This is a genomic window from Aliiglaciecola sp. LCG003, assembly GCF_030316135.1.
GTDB lineage: Bacteria > Pseudomonadota > Gammaproteobacteria > Enterobacterales > Alteromonadaceae > Aliiglaciecola.
In genome coordinates this window covers 4,085,943-4,103,596 of sequence record NZ_CP128185.1, presented here as the reverse complement: position 1 = coordinate 4,103,596, position 17,654 = coordinate 4,085,943, and the positions used below count along the sequence as shown (strand labels likewise).

General features: G+C 40.3%; 12 protein-coding genes. 10 read left to right on the top strand and 2 right to left on the bottom strand.

Annotation, left to right across the window (positions count from 1 at the left end):
• Positions 1 to 34 precede the first annotated feature (34 nt).
• From QR722_RS17915 to QR722_RS17895, 5 genes are all read left to right on the top strand, one after another.
• Positions 35 to 829, top strand: coding sequence for an N-formylglutamate amidohydrolase (locus tag QR722_RS17915; protein WP_286284342.1), 795 nt, complete (start codon positions 35 to 37; stop codon positions 827 to 829).
• The gene (locus QR722_RS17910) at positions 826 to 2,715 is read left to right on the top strand and encodes a peptidase MATCAP family protein (protein ID WP_286284341.1); all 1,890 of its coding nucleotides are present in this window, start codon (positions 826 to 828) and stop codon (positions 2,713 to 2,715) included. Before QR722_RS17915 ends, QR722_RS17910 begins: the two co-directional genes overlap by 4 nt.
• A gap of 5 nt (positions 2,716 to 2,720) precedes the next feature.
• Positions 2,721 to 3,764 carry a glutathione synthetase gene (locus tag QR722_RS17905; RefSeq protein ID WP_286284340.1) on the top strand — a complete coding sequence of 348 codons (1,044 nt, stop codon included), beginning with the start codon at positions 2,721 to 2,723 and terminating at the stop codon, positions 3,762 to 3,764.
• 112 nt (positions 3,765 to 3,876) lie between these two features.
• The gene (locus QR722_RS17900; protein ID WP_286284339.1) at positions 3,877 to 4,350 is read left to right on the top strand and encodes a CBS domain-containing protein; all 474 of its coding nucleotides are present in this window, start codon (positions 3,877 to 3,879) and stop codon (positions 4,348 to 4,350) included.
• Entirely contained in the window at positions 4,331 to 4,669 is a 339-nt protein-coding gene (locus QR722_RS17895; protein ID WP_286284338.1) for a DUF5335 family protein, read from the top strand. Before QR722_RS17900 ends, QR722_RS17895 begins: the two co-directional genes overlap by 20 nt.
• 287 nt (positions 4,670 to 4,956) lie before the next feature.
• Here the strand turns inward: QR722_RS17895 and QR722_RS17890 are convergent, their stop codons facing one another.
• Positions 4,957 to 5,928 (bottom strand): transposase, encoded by a 972-nt coding sequence (locus QR722_RS17890; protein WP_286284337.1) that lies wholly within the window; start codon positions 5,926 to 5,928, stop codon positions 4,957 to 4,959.
• A 260-nt stretch (positions 5,929 to 6,188) separates the two neighbouring features.
• On the opposite strand from QR722_RS17890, the gene QR722_RS17885 reads away from it, so the two are divergent.
• The 5 genes from QR722_RS17885 (at position 6,189) to QR722_RS17865 (ending at position 13,979) form a co-directional block, all read left to right on the top strand.
• On the top strand, positions 6,189 to 6,908 hold the full coding sequence (locus QR722_RS17885) for a TVP38/TMEM64 family protein (protein WP_286284336.1): 720 nt from the start codon (positions 6,189 to 6,191) through the stop codon (positions 6,906 to 6,908).
• 12 nt (positions 6,909 to 6,920) lie between these two features.
• Positions 6,921 to 9,176 (top strand): hypothetical protein, encoded by a 2,256-nt coding sequence (locus QR722_RS17880; RefSeq protein ID WP_286284335.1) that lies wholly within the window; start codon positions 6,921 to 6,923, stop codon positions 9,174 to 9,176.
• A gap of 8 nt (positions 9,177 to 9,184) precedes the next feature.
• On the top strand, positions 9,185 to 10,438 hold the full coding sequence (locus QR722_RS17875; protein WP_286284334.1) for a glycosyltransferase: 1,254 nt from the start codon (positions 9,185 to 9,187) through the stop codon (positions 10,436 to 10,438).
• 31 nt (positions 10,439 to 10,469) lie between these two features.
• Positions 10,470 to 12,890, top strand: coding sequence for an endonuclease/exonuclease/phosphatase family protein (locus tag QR722_RS17870; protein ID WP_286284333.1), 2,421 nt, complete (start codon positions 10,470 to 10,472; stop codon positions 12,888 to 12,890).
• A 333-nt stretch (positions 12,891 to 13,223) separates the two neighbouring features.
• Positions 13,224 to 13,979: a helix-turn-helix domain-containing protein gene (locus tag QR722_RS17865; RefSeq protein WP_286284332.1), complete on the top strand. Its 756-nt coding sequence runs from the start codon at positions 13,224 to 13,226 to the stop codon at positions 13,977 to 13,979.
• 80 nt (positions 13,980 to 14,059) lie between these two features.
• Here the strand turns inward: QR722_RS17865 and QR722_RS17860 are convergent, their stop codons facing one another.
• Positions 14,060 to 17,617 carry a CheR family methyltransferase gene (locus QR722_RS17860; protein WP_286284331.1) on the bottom strand — a complete coding sequence of 1,186 codons (3,558 nt, stop codon included), beginning with the start codon at positions 17,615 to 17,617 and terminating at the stop codon, positions 14,060 to 14,062.
• Between the last annotated feature and the right edge of the window lie 37 nt (positions 17,618 to 17,654).

Sequence of the window (17,654 nt, the reverse complement as noted above, 5' to 3'; positions counted from 1 at the left end):
GCAGGTTGAGTTTCCAACGAGTGGGGGATGCGCTTTGAATCAATCTAATTTTTTACCGCTTTGGTCGGTGCATAGAGGTAGTGGTCCTGTGTTGGCAACTGCAGTCCATGCAGGGCACGAAATAAGAGCAGAACTGGAAAGTATACTAGCCCTCGAAGAGGCTGATAGACTCAGGGAAGAAGATCCTTACACGGATGTTTTCACCAAGGTGGTCGAAAATAGAATTATTCCGATTCGTTCACGATTTGAGGTCGATTTAAATCGACCTCGCGATGAAGCGGTTTATGTATCGCCCGAAAACGCTTGGGGTTTACAGGTTTGGGAGCATCCACCGGATAAGAAAATGATCGAGCGTTCTTTACGTGAATTTGACCTTTTTTACGCAAAAACTAAATCATTGCTCACGCAGTTGGAAACTGAGTACGGTCAATTTGTGGTTTTCGATATACACAGTTACAACTATCGTCGAAACGGACCGAATGAAGCTCCTGCAGATCCAATTGACAATCCCGACATCAATATAGGTACAGGCTCTATGGATCATGATAGATGGGCTGATTTGGTTGCTCATTTTATCCGGGACCTCAGAGCATTCGACTACTTAGGGGGACATCTAGATGTGCGTGAAAACATTAAATTTAGAGGACGTCAGTTTGCTTTATGGGTCCACACGCATTTTCCGAAAAGTGGTTGTGTTCTTTCAATTGAATTAAAGAAAATCTTTATAGATGAGTGGACTGGTAGAGTAGACATTAAGATACTGCACTTACTCGTAGACGCTTTGAAATCGACTCTGCCTGGTATTGCGGAGGAGTTGCAACGGTTATGACTACTAAAAATGCCAAGATTGATGAGCAATTTATTCAAAACGTGTGCAACGCCTTGGATAGCGAAGGTCCGGTTAAACGTATGTTTTCGCCTTGGGGAAGGTTACATATCGATAGACGTTTGCCGTTTATGTGTATTTATCGAAAACCAGATGATGTTGAAGACAAAAAAACGGCCCATTTATTGCTCGGCCAAGCCAGCTATATCATTGTAAGAGAGCAGGATGCAAATCACCCTTGTTTACGGCTCCTACTTGAGCAGATAGCCAATAAGTTGCAAAAACTATTTGGCAGTTTTTTATTTTTCGAAATGTGGACTTCGAGATCCACTATTTCCGATATTGAATCCCATGCCAAACTGCAATTTGATATTAAAACCTCTGAGCGCAATCCGCCGCTAGATATTCTCGAAGAAATGGAAAATGCCTTATTAGATATTGATTTAGGTGAAATTGACATACAACTGAGCCTAGATTATGCGGGTCAACCTCATGCTGAAAATATGTCAGTTTTGCTACCTAAAATTCAATCTAGCACTTCCCATCAATATTGGCTGGGTTTAGCGGTTAGTCCTGTATTTAGGCAGCAAGGCCGTGTTTTGCCTTACCAATTAAGGTTGCTTCAAGCCGGTTTGACTAAAGCGCTACGCAGAACCTTTTTTGCTTTCATTCGGCAGTATACCAGCCATGCCCCGGCGCATTTTCATGAACTTGGGCATCGCTCTATTACACCCCAAGTACTTGAGATAGATAAAAAAATTGCTTCGGTTAAAGACCAGTTTGATATCTTGTTTCATGTTACACCGGTAAACTCAGATGAGGCGTGGCAAGACTTTAGTGATAATAGTTATCGTAAAATTCCCACGTTTAAATACCGTCCTCGTCCAATAGATCCAGATCTACTTAAACGTCAATTATATGCAATTGAAATTGAGCAATTAGAAGACCCTACATTAGTACATATTTTTCAAACCCAGCGCGATGAAATAAGTCGCCTGCTAAGTATGATAGATGATCGCGGTACGGCTAACTTCTTATATGGAAGCATGCAAGTGTATGGTGGAGTAGATAGCTCACTACTGTTAGCTGCAAGATTGATTTTGCAAAATTTGGATGTATCAACAGAAAGTGAGCAAAGCCCTAGAGTTTCAGCTGATGAATTCGCCAATAGAGCACGAGCTTTGATTAAACGTTATCAACAGCAACACGCTGAATTTTGTTATGAGGTTGAGTTGCGTACAGATATTCCTGGCGTGCTGGTGTCCAACGGTAAATTAATGATAGGCCATGCCGCTGTTTTTTCACAAAATACCGTGGACGCGACCTTGGCACACGAAATTGGCACCCATATGGTTACTCATTTCAATGGTAGTGCGCAGCCGTTTCAGCAGTTTCATTCGGGTATGCAGGACTATGAGCCTTTACAAGAAGGATTGGCGGTGTTGTCTGAGTATTTAGTGGGGCAACTTCATGCCAGTAGATTGAGAACTATCGCTGCAAGAGTATCTGCAGTTCATGCGTGCATTCAAGGAGCAGATTTTATCGAGGTGTTTACTATGCTGCACCTTGAGTATGATTTTAGCCCTGAAAATGCATTTCGAATTAGCATGAGAGTGTTTCGTGGTGGAGGGTTTACAAAGGATGCTATCTATCTTAAAGGTTTGTTGCAGGCTACTGAATACTTAAAAAATGGTGGAGACATAGGCATTCTCTTCATTGGTAAAATTGCCTTAAAGCACCTTTCTTTAGTGGATGAACTCAGGTGGCGAAAAATGTTAAAAGAATCCTTAGTAGTACCACATTTTTTGCTCGACAAAATGTACCCCAAAAGAATTAATAACCTGAGAGAAATAAATACTTTTACTGATTTGGTAAATGGAGATAGATAGTGAAGTTGGGATTGTTAGTAAATGATATATATACGGAAAAAGTTAACTATAGCACCACATTAATTGCAATGACTGCCACTAACATGGGACATGAAGTCTGGTATATCAGTCTCGAGCAGCTTTCTTATGCAGTAGAGGATTACGTTTATGCCAAAGCGGTAAGAGTAACGGATAAAACCTATCGAAATTGCAGCACCTACCTCAAAAATTTACACAGTAAAAAAGCTTTTCAGCAAACCATTACACTAGATCAGCTAGACGTTTTAATGCTAAGAAATGACCCAGCTGAGGATGCCAATAACCGGCCTTGGGCGCGGCTGGCGGGTATTAATTTTGGTCGTCTGGCGATGCGCCATGGCGTGTTGGTGTTAAATAATCCAATGGGACTCAACGAAGCTGTCAACAAAATGTATCTGCAGTATTTCCCCGAGGAAGTCCGTCCGCGAGCAATCATCACGCGAAACGCCGACGATATTAAGCACTTTATAAAGCAAGAAAGGGGATATGCGGTACTGAAACCGTTATCAGGCTCAGGAGGACGGAATGTATTTTTAATTCAACCACAAGAGCATGCCAATTTAAACCAGATTATAGAATCCGTATCACAGGATGGGTTTATCATCGCTCAGGAATACTTACAAGAAGCTAAAAATGGTGATGTCCGTTTATTTCTGCTAGACGGCAAGCCATTAGTGGTTGACGGTAATTATGCTGCAATTCATCGGTTTCGTTCAAATGAAGAGGACATGCGCAGTAATTTAAGTTCTGGTGCTATAGCAAAAAAAGCAAAAATCACTCCTGCCATTCTTGAGTTGGCAGAAATCATTAGACCCAAACTGATACGAGACGGAATGTTTTTGTCAGGTTTAGATATTGTTGATAACAAATTGATGGAAATTAATGTCTTTAGCCCCGGAGGATTAGTAGGGTGTGAACGCCTGCATAAGCTAAATTTTGGTAAACTGATTATTCAGTCCCTAGAACGCAAAGTAGAATATATACATCATCAAAATCGCCATTTTGACAATGCGGAAGTGGCAACATTCTGAGACTAACAAATATTCAAAATCGAAGGCTAAACACACATTTATTTGATTTGAGTCAAACTTAACTAATCCAAGCGATTTAACATAAAATTATAAATCACTTTGGAATTCAATTATGCGAGTCGGCGATATTTGCGAGAAAAGATTCATATATGCCTCACAAAGTGAGTCATTGTTAAATGTTGCCAAACTAATGCGGACTCAGCATGTAGGCTCGGTAATTATAATAGATGGCACAGATGGGAAAATTAAGCCTGTCGGCATTATCACTGATCGGGATTTAGTAGTTGAAGTATTAGCAGCAAATATAGATGCAGCAACCCTAACCGCTTTAGATATTGTCAGTTCAGATTTGGTTAGTATTAGTGAATCTGAAGAATTAAGAGATGCTTTGAATCATCTACGCTATTTCGGTGTTAGACGAGCACCTGTAGTAGATCATGAGGGGCACTTGGTAGGAATATTTAGTATTGACGATTCGTTGCCAATATTGTCGGAAGAATTCAGTGAAATTGTAAAGTTAATGAGTAACGAACTTAGCAATGAAATAAATCAAAGAGGAGATTCTTATGACTACGAACAAGATTGAAGCCACACAATGGTCTGACTATTTCAATCAGCTTAGTAAGGAGTTTTCAGGTAGAAAAATTGAAATAGAAGTTGATAGCCTTGAACTAGGCTCACAGGTTCAATCCAAATCGTTATTACTTAATGGTATTACTTTTGATAGCAAAGACAATGCACTGCAAATAATGACTAAGAATCTAGTCCATGTAATCCAGCAGCCATCGGCAATTTATGTGGAGAGTGACGGCGAAATTTTATTTCATATTGGCGTGCTTTCAGAAGATGGAACCGAGCAAATCATTAAATTTTTAGCGCCGTTGGCACTAACCCATATGAAGTAACTTTCAAGGACAGAATTTTCATGGACGAACTTTCATGGACAGGCACTAATCAATCCAGAGAAACACGAACTTTCATGGACAGACACTAATCAATCCGGAGAAAGGCATTAAACACGTATTTTGCATGTGGAAATTTTTACAAGATTGGTTTTTAGTTTCTGCCTACAATAAAAAGAGGCTGCGCTGGAAGCGCTATTTTTAATTGTTGCAGGTAGAATTATTCGGTTCTTTCTCTTCAGCTGGTTGGAAATATAGACCCGTACTTACGTGGTGATAAATGAAGTGACTTAATTAAAAAGTAGTGATTTTCGTATGTTTTTCATCTTCTTTCGGTTGGTCGATTCCTTATACTGTTCCATAGACATTGTTTGACCTGCAGCGACGCTAAAAAATTTTTCAAACCCGCGGCTTAATTGTGACCAATTTTCTTCGTTTAGGCCTAGACGCTTTATTATAGGCGATTGATTAAAATCAACACCAAGGTGTTTCTGAGAATTAATACTGCCAGCTGTTAGTTCCACTAATTGAATATAATCATGTAAGTCGAAATTCAGACCTTTAGATTGAGTTTGATGACCTACAAAGGGCATAAGTGTTTGAGTCTGACAGCCTTTTTTTAGATCTAGTATGCGCCGTTTGATACTGGTATGTTCAGAATTGTCTATTGTCGAAGCTAGCTTTGCTCGGATTGGATTTAGGTCAACATATACCAAGCAAGCTGCTAATGCATGCTTGTCCAACAAAGCTTGTGATTTAAATCGCCCTTCCCAAAAGTGCCCTGTGCATTGATCCTCTGCGTTGGCTTGGCGTGCTATTGGCTCGTTCAATTCCTTCATAAACCAACTAATGTCAAACAATCGTTTACGGTACACTTCAATACTAGATTTTAGAGTAGGCAATTCATCCTGTCCTACCGATTCGAGTTTTGACTGCGCGAACTGCTGAATGAGCAAGGTTCCTTTATGCAGTTTTTGCCATCGCCTAACAACCTCTTTGTCTGACCAATTTTGAGGTGCGTCACAATCAACATGCAGTACAACATGTATATGATTACTCATAATTGCATAGGCACACACGTCAATAGCAAAAGTGGTACACAGAAACAGAAATCTATCCTCAATCCATTGCTTGCGATGCTCAAAACTTTTACCACTAATTTTATCTGTGCCACACAAAAAAGTTCGTCTGACGCATCTTGAAATACAACGATAATAAGTTGTATCAGTTAAACTTATTTGTCTTTTTCTAGCAAGAGGCATGTCTATTCCTTAATAATCGCCATTTAGACAGTATAAACACTGGAAAGTAAGAGGTAGTACAGTTTTTGCCCTATTTAGGTGCCTGTCCATGTAACACCTGCGTAAAGATGCCTTTCCGCGTATCAGTTTCATCAAAATCGTAGTGGTGCCTGTCCGCATATCAATATTAATGCTATTTGACGCACGTCAATTTTAATTTACTCAGTCCCGATATTATCAAGCACGAATATTTTTGCAGTTGCTTAAATGAGCAAAACTAAATGTTAAAAACCAGTAAATTCTTAATGATGCTTGCGGCAAGTGCTTTATTCGTGCTTTTACTATTGGGTATTTTGTTTGGAATGGGCTTTCAATATGAGGTATTGGAATTGCTCAGATGGGTTGACTCATTAGGGTTATGGGCTCCCTTAATATTTATTGGTATCGACTTACTATTAATGATTTTTTTGTTACCTAGCATTTTATTTACCCTTGGTAGTGGTTTTCTTTTTGGATCAATAAATGGTGGAATTTATATCATTATTGCTACTAGTTTAGGCAGTTTATGTGCGTTTTCGATTTCACGATACTTTTTTGGCCTGCGAATTCGTAATTACTTAATTAAACATGAAAAATATCAATTCGTTAATAATGAATTATCGGCTCATGGTTGGAAAGCCATTTTGGTCTTACGTTTAATTCCATTTTTTCCACTTAAGCTTTCTAACTACTTTTTAGGCTTAACTAATTTTTCTGCTAAGCATTTCCTAATAGGAACTATTTTAGGAATTGCTCCAAATACATTTTTGATTACTTATGCAGGTTCATTGGCTGCAGATTTGACCCTTTTGGCAAGTGGACAACTGCTGCGTTCTCCCTTTATGTGGGCACTGTCAATATTAGGCTTTGTTTTGTTGCTAATCTCGGTGGCTTATATCATGCGTTTAGCTCAGGTAGCTATGAACGAAATTGATCCGAAACATAAGCTGGATAATACATAGGATATTGCTAATATGCGACTTACATGGCTGCCTTGGAAATTCTTTCTAACCCGTTTTGCACGCGCTCACGGCTTTCTGGATCCAATAGTGTTACTTGAGCAGTTACAGCGTTTTTTACAACCATCAGAAATCAATGAGCCAATTGAATTATTGAGAGCTGGTGCCCATATGCACGCAAGAGGACTCATTAACAGTCGCGTCATACAGCACAACCTCGATTGGGTTTGGCCTTACTGGATTGAGTGTCAGTTTGACCCAAGTAATAAGGCGTTTATTCCTCGTGCATTTTCGTTAACTCACATCAACCTCACTCATCGCAATTGGACTGCAGTTGGACTTCCTGATTATGCCAATTTACCTATTGTTGACCCTCGTGGTTTGGTCACACCATTTATTGATAAATGGTCGTTAGATTTCTGGCTTGTAACAGATAGCGGGAAGTCAATATTACCTTCAAAGTGTGACTCTACGATTCAAAGCATTCATTTTGACCTAGGCCTAAGCGTGAAAACTATCTCACAAAATGATGGGCTAAATGTAGCGGTGACTGTTGAAGTCATATCAGAACTAAATCAACCAGTTTTGAGTATTGATATTGAGGCCCAAAGCAACGAACCCGCGTGGCTCGCTGTTGCACTACGCCCATATAATCCAGAGGGTATTAGCTTCATCTATCAAATGCAATTTGATGCACAATCATCGACTTGGACAATTGATAATCAACATAGTATAAAATTTAGTGAGCCTCCCGACAGGCATCATATATCTGACTTTCGGCATGGGGACGTCTTTATTCACTTGCTGGAACAAGCCCAACAGTTAGAGGGGGAATGTCATATTGGCATGCTAACGGCTGCCGCTTTATTTGAAGTGAAAGGCTCGCAGGCCAAGCGCCTTGTTAGATTAGAAATTCCTTTAGAAAAACCCCAGAAGTTAAAAAATTTGTATTCATGGGAGCATCACCTGCAAAGTATTAGTAATTTACAACTCCCAAATGCTACCTACACATTCTTGTATGATGCGGCCATTCGGACCTTGCTACTTCATTCTTCTCAAGAAATTTATCCCGGACCATTTACCTACAAGCGGTTTTGGATTCGTGATGCGGTATTCATTATAAATGCAATGCTCTGCGCTGGTTTACATACGCGCGCAGAGGAGGCTATTGACAACTTTTCCAGTAAGCAAAAAGCATCAGGTTATTTTCATTCTCAAGAAGGAGAGTGGGATTCAAATGGTCAGGTTTTGTGGATATTAGATCGCTTCTGTTTGCAAACCAATAGTGCTCCAAAACAAAGCTGGTTAAAAATGATTATTGCAGGGGCTGATTGGATCTTAGATAAACGCTTAACATCTAGACAAGATGAACGACATCAGGGCTTGCTACCTGCTGGATTCAGTGCCGAACACCTTGGACCGAATGATTATTATTATTGGGATAATCTATGGGCGATTTCAGGATTATTTTCCGCTTCGTCAATGTTAAAAAAACTAAACCGGCCTGAGCTCGCCGAAGTATATTACAACAAGGCAACCAATTACTTAATTACAGTGAAGACCTATTTGGCTGCCTCAAAGCACAGGAAGCACCAACATGCTATGTCCGCTTCACCAAACAGGCGTTTAGACGCAGGGGCCATAGGGTCTCTGGTAATGGGGTTCCCTCTACAGCTTTGTCATGAACAAGATTCGTGCTTAATCGATACTACTAATTATTTATTGGAATACTGTTGTTACGACAACGCTTTTTTTCAGGATATGACCCATTCCGGTATAAATCCCTACTTGACGTTGCATATGGCACAGGTGCTGATGCGGGCAGGTGATTGTCGTTTTCAAAACCTAGTTGATAAGGTGGCAAGTTTGGCCTCTCCCGCTGGGCAGTGGCCAGAAGCTATCCATCCTCACACTGGAGGTGGTTGCATGGGTGACGGGCAGCATGTGTGGGCTGCAGCCGAATGGATAGTGATGATGCGGAATAGTTTCGTTCGTGAGGAGAGCGAATGCCTAGTTTTAGCGGCGGGGATTTCCCAAGATTGGCTTGATGCGTTACAACCTATGAAATTTGGCCCTGTAGCGACAGAGTTCGGAAAGATAGAGATCCTTATTGAACCCCTAACATTTGATGGCGTTTCTCAGCAATGGCTCATTAGTTGGCAAGCGCAGTGGTTTGGTCTTCCTCCGAAAATAGAAATCCGATTGCCAGGCAGGGCAACCATGCGGCCCGAAAAGGACGCTAATCAACATCAATTTGCGAATCAAATATGAATATTTTGATGATGACTAATACTTTTACTCCTCATGTTGGCGGCGTGGCCCGTTCAATTGAGTCATTTACCAAGCATTATCAGCAACAAGGACATAGAGTACTCGTTATTGCCCCTGAGTTTAGCGAGATGCCGGAGAATGAGCCTCACGTGCTGCGGATACCAGCAATGCAAAAATTTAATGGTAGTGATTTTTCAGTCATGATCCCACTTTCCCGTTTTTTGGGAGATGAAATAGATGCATTTGAACCCGACATAGTGCATTCCCATCACCCGTTTCTAGTTGGTTCTGTCGCTATCCGCGTGGCACAGACTCACAAAATACCACTAGTGTTTACACATCACACTATGTACGAGCAATATACCCATTATGTGCCAGGTGATTCACAAGTCATGAAAAGCTTTGTCATGAAATTGGCAACTGCATATGCAAATATGTGTGATGCCGTTATTGCACCCAGTCAGAGTATTGCCGAGGTGCTGGCCCAAAGAGGTGTTACTGCATCAATCTGTGTTGTTCCTACAGGCGTCAACGTTAAGGCTTTCTCAGTAGGAAGTGGGAATGGGTTTAGAGCTGCAATGGGTATACCTGAAAATGTATTTTTAGTGGGCCATATAGGACGTCTTGCAGCAGAGAAAAACCTAAAATATTTGTCTCAAGCCTTGATTCAAGCGATGCAAAAAAATAAACAAATACACTTTTTATTGGTTGGCTCTGGCGATTTACAATCCAAAATGATGGATTGGTTTTTACACGCTGATGTAATGGCTCAAGTCCACAGTTTAGGGTTTTTAGAACAACCTTTGCTTGCCAGTGCTTATCGTGCGCTAGACTTGTTTGTTTTTGCGTCTAAAAGTGAGACCCAAGGCATGGTGATTACAGAAGCGATGGCGGCATCAGTGCCGGTTTTTGCGTTGGATGCACCTGGGGTACGCGAGGTGGTGATTGATAATGTTAATGGGCGTCTGCTAGATACCAATATTAATTACCATGTTTTCGCCAAGGAGTTACTTCTTTTCAAAGCTCAGTTGGAACAAAATAATCTTCAATACAAACAGGCAGCCATTAAAACTGCGAACCAATTTTCAATTGAAAATAGTACCAAAGCGGCTTTGAAAATATACACAGATCTTTTAGGCAAAGATTATGTTCACCGTTCAGCAGAGCAACAACGTTGGGCCGATTTACTGCCGTTAATTCGGTCAGAATTTAAAATTATCAGAAATTATCTTCAGTCCGCTGCAGATGCAATGAGTGAATAGCGAGTCATGACAAGCTATTTGGGTGCAATGCGTGCTGCATAAAATTGAATTTTCAATTAAGAAAATCTTATTATTATTTAGCCGCAGCGAATGGCTGTTGCGCTTGCTGTGTCGTACTAAATTGGATACTCAGGGAACGGAACCTGGGCTAATCATTATTCAAATAGACGGGCTGTCTTTAGCTGAATTGCGAAATGCATTCAATAAACATCAAATGCCATATCTTGCCAAACTTATACACTCTGAACATTACATTTTACATTCTCTATATTCAGGATTGCCTTCCAGTACACCAGCGTTTCAAGGGGAGTTATTTTATGGTGTAAAAGGTATTGTTCCGGCTTTTAGCTTTATTGATCGCGATGATGGAAAATTGGTTCGTATGTATGAGCCCAATGCTGCTATTAAAATTGAAAAAGAGCTAAGTAAACAAGCAGAAGGTTTGTTAAAAGAAGGTAGTTCCTACTCCAATATTTATACCGGTGAGGCTTCGGAAGTGAATTTTTGTCCAGCATCAATGGGTTGGGACAGTTTATTTAACAATGCGAATCCTTTCGCTATTGTTGCCTTTGTAATACTAAACTTATATAGCTTTATTCGAGTGCTGGTCTTGTTACCACTAGAGTTTCTCATTGCCTTTATTGATTTCTGCCGAGGTATTATTGCGCGGAAAGATTTTTTAAATGAGCTTTTGCAAATCCCTAAGCGTGTGGGAATTTGTATTTTATTGCGCGAGCTTATTGTTATTGGGACTAAATTGGATATTGCCAGAGGGCTACCGATAGTGCACTTAAATCTGCTGGGTTATGATGAACAATCCCACCGTCGAGGGCCTAATTCAGCGTTTGCTCATTGGACTTTGAAGGGCATCGATGACGCGATTTCACGAATTTCAAATGCTGCTTTTACCTCTCAATCTAGAGACTATGAAGTATGGATACATTCTGACCATGGCCAAGAGACCGTCACCCCCTACGCTAAAAAATTTGGTAATGAAATTGAAAGTGTTGTGGCCAAGGCTTTTGAAAATGTACGAGTGGATATTCCTGTGGTCCAAGCCTCAAGTCACGTTACAGGCGTCCAAGCCCAAAGGTTTCTATGGCTAAGTGATTACTTGAGACGTAAGTTCTTAACTCAATCTGGCACCTCTGCAATTGAGCATAAAAAAGATGTCCACGTGACTGCGATTGGCCCAATTGGTTTTATTTATTCACAGGATTTATGTGATTTAGCACAACGTGATAAGATTGCTAAATGGCTGGTGAGCTATGGTGACATTCCATTAGTGCTAGTAGCAGACGGTAAAGACAAAGCCAAAGTATGGTCCAAATATGGTGTGTTCCAACTGCCTAAGGATAAACAAAGTGTATTTGGGGCGGTTCATCCTTTTTTAGAAGAAGTTAGTATGGATATGATCGCACTATGCCAGCATAAGAGCTCTGGGCAGATGGTCTTATGTGGTTGGTGTAATGAGGAGGTAAATGTTAGTTTTGCTACAGAAAACGGTGCGCATGCAGGACCTGGGAAATTTGAGACCCACGGATTTGCTTTACTTCCTAAAGATGCACAGGTTGAATCGGCAGACCACACATTCCTCAGAGCTAAAGACCTCTATAAAGTAGCCAAACAAAAGTTGGGAAGGTCAAGTGTCAAAACATCTACTGAGTACGTATTCAGTCTAAATAACAAAATTCGTCTACTAACCTACAATGTGCATAATTGTTTAGGTATGGATGGAAAAGTCTCACCTCGTCGTATCGCCCGAGTAATAGCTCAATACAAGCCTGACATTATCGCTCTGCAGGAATTAGATATTGGCAGACAGCGAAGCTTTAATGTGAATCAGGTTAGAATAATCAGTGAATACCTCAATATGTATTTTCATTTCCATCCTTCGATGCACTTTGAGCAAGGAAGTTATGGCAATGCTATTTTAACTCACTTACCAGGTAAGTTAATCAAAGCCGAGGCCCTTCCTACATGGCATTCAATTAGAAAATGTGAGCCACGTGCGGCAATCTGTGTATCAGTTAACGCAGGTGGGCGGATTGTGAATATAATTAATACCCATCTGGGCCTGCAATCCGCGGAGCGAGTGGCACAAGCCAAAGCGCTAATGGGACATGAATGGTTAGGCAATTCGGCACTAAAAAAAGACACTACCATATTGTGTGGTGACTTCAATGCTTCTCCGCGCTCAGTCGCCTATAACCTGTTCACAAAATATTTGCATGATGCACAGACCCAACTTATCGGCCATCATCCTAAAAAAACTTTCTTACCCCGCTTTCCGATAGCTCGGATTGATCATGTTTTTGTGCCAAATGATGTAATTGTCAAAGAGGTTAGAGTACCTCGGACACAGTTAACGAGAGTTGCCTCAGACCACCTACCTCTCATTGTTGATTTGTATTTGAAGTCAGACAAAGAGAGTTTTGCTGTGACACTCTAGCCTAGCCTTTTTAGGTAATTCAAGTACAAGGCATCTCTTGCTATTTGAGTGAATTTTCAGAACGTTTGAGCTCTTATTAACATGCCGTCCATGCAAGTATTTAAGTCAAAATGTAAGCTAAAGGTGCCTGTCCATGTAAGTCAAAATGTAAGCTAAAGGTGCCTGTCCATGTAAGTCACCAACTCTAAGGTTGTGCGAAAAATGTGCGTTTGACTATAAGCCCATCAGGTAATCCCCTATAAACAAAGTGAATTAGTTTTGTCATTATTTGAATCCGGATTGTTGTCATCAATTCCTTAAGGAGCTGATGATAGTCAGTAACAGGAAATTACAATGTCGAGAATAATACCGCTTAGACAAACTAAAGCATGCCAGAATTGTGTTATAAAAAGTGTCTGTCCATGCAAGTCATCAGTTGCTCCTCTGCCAAGTAGTCGAACTGGCTTTATATTATCTTCAATTAAACCAGTTCAGAGAATATATCATCGACGCGAAGTTTTATTCTCTCCTGGGGATGATTTTAGAGGATTATATATTTTACATTCCGGCTCAGCCAAAACCAGTATCATTACCGCTGATGGAGAAGAACAGGTTTCTGCTTTTCTTAGACCGAATGATTTAGTCGGATTTGATGGCTTCGATCGAGGAGTTCACGCATGCCAGGCTAGTATTCTAGAAACCAGTTGTATATGTTTTATTGATGCTAATAGTTTACATAATGTATTAGGTGAATCGGAAGATTCAGGTAAACAATTGCTGCAAAAAATTAGCCATGCGTTAGTGACTGAATATTATACAAGGTTAGACTTAAATAATCACAATGCCGAGCAACGATTAGCCGCATTTTTACTCAGTCAATCCGATGCTGCAAGTGCTGAAGGATTGAAAAATAATAGGTTTTCGCTGAGTATGACACGCAGAGATCTCGGGAATTATTTGGGCATGGCTATCGAAACAGCTAGTAGGCAACTCAATAAGCTACAATGTGAAAATATTATTAGAGTTAACCACAGAACCATTGAAATTCTTGATATGGATAGCTTGAAACGAATCTGCATGGATAGAATTTTACAGGATAAAACTGGCTGAAAAATCATCCGTGAATCCAAAACCAAATCTGAGCGCTTTCAGGTTTGGCATGCAAAGCCGTGCTACATCCTGACGAACTACTATAGTCTGCAGCTAATTTCAGTGCCTTTTTTTGTAGAGCTTATTTCTAAACGAGCATTAATGGCAGATGCCCTATAACGCATAATTTTAAGGCCAATTCCCCCTTGGTTAAGTTGTTTGCCAACATCAAACCCTTTTCCATTGTCTCGTATAGATAGGGCTGGGCGGCCCTCGTTATAGGATACTTCTAGATCAATTTCAGTGGCATTTGCGTACTTAATCGCATTATTAGTCGCCTCCTGAGCGATTCGGTAAAATTGAATTGCTACCACACGTTCTTTGATTTTGACCCTAGGGTCACATTTGAAACTTGCCAATAAACCAGCTTGCTCAATTTGGTTGGTCAGTGCACTTAATGCAACTGGTAAACCCTGTGGGTTAAAGGTCAAAGGCGCGAGTCCATGGCAAATGTTGCGAATATCACCAATTGTATTGCTCAACTGGCCAACGATGTGATCAATATTCGTGCCTAGGTCGCCAGCCCCATTATTAATTTGGCGTTTGAGATTTCCTGCAAGCAAGCTAATACCGGTTAATTTTTGGCCTAAACTATCATGTAATTCAATTCCAATTTTTTCCTGTTCGTAGGAGCTAATATCGACGATCGCTTTTTTTAAGGCTTTTTGTTCAGTCAAATCTTGCACAGTAGCCAAATAAGAACCCGTATCGTCAATCTTAGCGATCAATAAATCCAGTGGGATTTGCCTGCCATTTTTACAACATCCGGTAAATTCTCGAGGAAATTTGCGTTTATTTGTTGATCGAAAAAAGTGATTCAGCGAATAGGTGTCTTTTTCACTGAATAACTGGCTAAGTGGCTTACCAATGATTTCACTGTGAGCATAGCCAAAGGTACTCTCTGCGGCCACATTGAAATCGGTAATTATTCCCTGCTTGTCTAATACAATAAGCCCTTCAAAGGCAACTTGCATAATAGACTTGAGGCTCTCTTGGTATAAATATTGTTCCTTGGTTTTCTCCGCAACCTTTTTCTCAAGTTCCCGTCGCTGGTTGTGCAAATGGGTGACATCAGTAAAGGTGACTACAACACCTTCAATCTGATTTTTAGCGGTACGATAGGGCACAATACGCCGCAAAAATATTTTCTGGTCATCGACTCCTCCGCGTTGTAAAGATACTTCACGATCTATCGCTGATAAATTTTGAATAACCTGCCTGCAATCATCCAGCAAACTCTTATCCTCAAATTTAAAAGAAAAGTCACTAATCTGCCGACCTATATCATTTTTTTGTAAACTGAGTAACTGGGTCGTCACTGGATTAAACAAGATAATTCGCATATCTATATCCAGAAAGAGTGTGGCTATATCGGTACTACTGAGAAGGTTATTAACATGGTCGTGACTTTTTTCGAGTTCTTCAACTTTCCAAACAAGTTCAGTATTAACCGTATTGAGCTCTTCATTCATAGACTGCAACTCTTCTTTAGAAGTTTCTAATTCTTCATTGGCAGATTGCAGCTCCTCGTTCATTGACATAACTTCTTCGTTTGAAGACTTTAAATCTTCATTAGATTGCTCTAACTCTGCAATCGATGTTTGCAGCTCATCGCTTGTGGCATTTAATTCATACTCAAGTTGTTCAATAATCTTGTTAGTTTCCTGAGAGCCAGTAAGGGATACTTCAGCAGAATCAGCAAATGGCGAACCGTCAATCTTCAGTGGCTGCTTTTTTTCAAAGGTAATTAAGAAGTATTGCTCGTTATTACGGGAGTCGGAAATCGGTCTAACAGTTAAGATACAAGGCTTGTAATGACCTTCAATTTTAACTCTTGCATCACTATCTATATAGGTACTTTTATCTTCAATGGCACGATGAACAGCTGTTCGTACTCGAGTGCGTAAGCCATCTCTGAGCAATGTTAAAAGATCATTAGAAGGTGCACCTTTTGGAAACTCGAGATAGTCAGATGCAGGCCCATGAAATTGCAGTATATGATAAGCGCGATTGATCAGCACTGCAGCGGGGGCGTAAGCATCAATCAATTCACGTTGAAACAAATTGGCAAAATTTGTAGGTAAATATGATTTCGTTCGACTTTCTTCCATTCCAATTCCAGATAATGAGGTAAATGCGCCATTTAACAGCAAATTGAATGGCTTCTTTTTGCTCGTGGCGACATGTTGAAATATCCGCCATTTTTTGGAGATAACTTGATAGTTTTCACTATGTTGCCCAAGTGACTCAGAAGGGCCTAAAACTAAATAACCTTGTGGATTCAAGGAAAAGTGAAACACGTCCAGTACTTTTCTTTGGAGTTCTGGTTGCAAGTAGATTAAAAAGTTCCGGCAACTTATTAAGTCGAGCCGTGAAAATGGCGCATCTGCAATAATATTTTGACAGGCAAACACTATATTTTCACGTAAAGAATTAATTATTTGATACCTGTTGTCATCTGTCTTTTGAAAAAAACGTTGCCGTCGGCTTGAAGATATTCGTGACATTGCCTCATAGGAGTATGTGCCTCGACGGGCGCGATTTAACGATGCTTTATCGATATCACTGGCAAAAATATGAATAGCTAACTCTTTTTGCTGCTTTTCGATTTCTTCACAAATTAATATAGCAAGACTATAAACCTCTTCCCCACTTGAACAGGCAGGTACCCAAATTCTAATTGAATCCCCATTTTTTTTGTTGCTCACCAAATCAGGTATCACCCTTTCCTCGAGTACCGAAAAGGCGTCTTTGTCACGAAAAAATGCAGTCACACCTATTAATAATTCATTGCTTAAGGCATTTGCTTCATTAGGGTGATTGGATAAGTAGTGAGTATATTCGCTAATAGTAGCACTGTCGGTTACATGCATGCGCCGCTGGATCCTCCTTAGCAGCATGTTTTTACGGTAGCCGCTAAAATCATATTTCACAACTGACTTAAGTATTTCTAAAATCGGCGAGATATTTTCATTGACTAATAGAGTCTCATTTTTGCCAGTAATATTTAGATAGGGATGGCTTATGTAACTCAATATGGTAGAAGGCATTTTTTCCGGAGCAAGCACCATGTCAACTAAGCCTGTATCAATTGCACATTCTGGCATTTGGCTAAATTTCGTGGTTTGCGGATCTTGCGCAATGATCATTCCACCTGCTAATTTTATTTCTTCGAAACTTAAGGTGCCGTGATTACCTGTCCCAGACATGATTATTGCAATACAGCGCTCGCCATATGCAATTGCCATTGAAGTGAAAAAGCGATCAATTAACAACCACTGCTGTTCGTTTTGGTCTATAGATTTAAGTTGAAGCAGCCCATTTTTAACGCTCAGTTGCTTGCCCGGTGGCAGGACATATACATTGTCTCCTAGCAGAGGCATATTATTAACAATTGTATTTACTCTTAAGCTAGTTTGCTTAGCAATCAAAGAGGTTAGAATGCTAGGGTGATCTGGGGCTAAATGGGGGAGTAAAACAAATGCAATATGGGAGTCATTTGGCATGTTTTGGAAAAATGTTGTAAATGCCTCCAGACCACCAGCGGACGCGCCAATGCCAACAACAGCTACGGGTGATCTATTTTCTTGATTCGGCATAAACGGCATTTCAACTTTAACTATGGAGACTAATTAA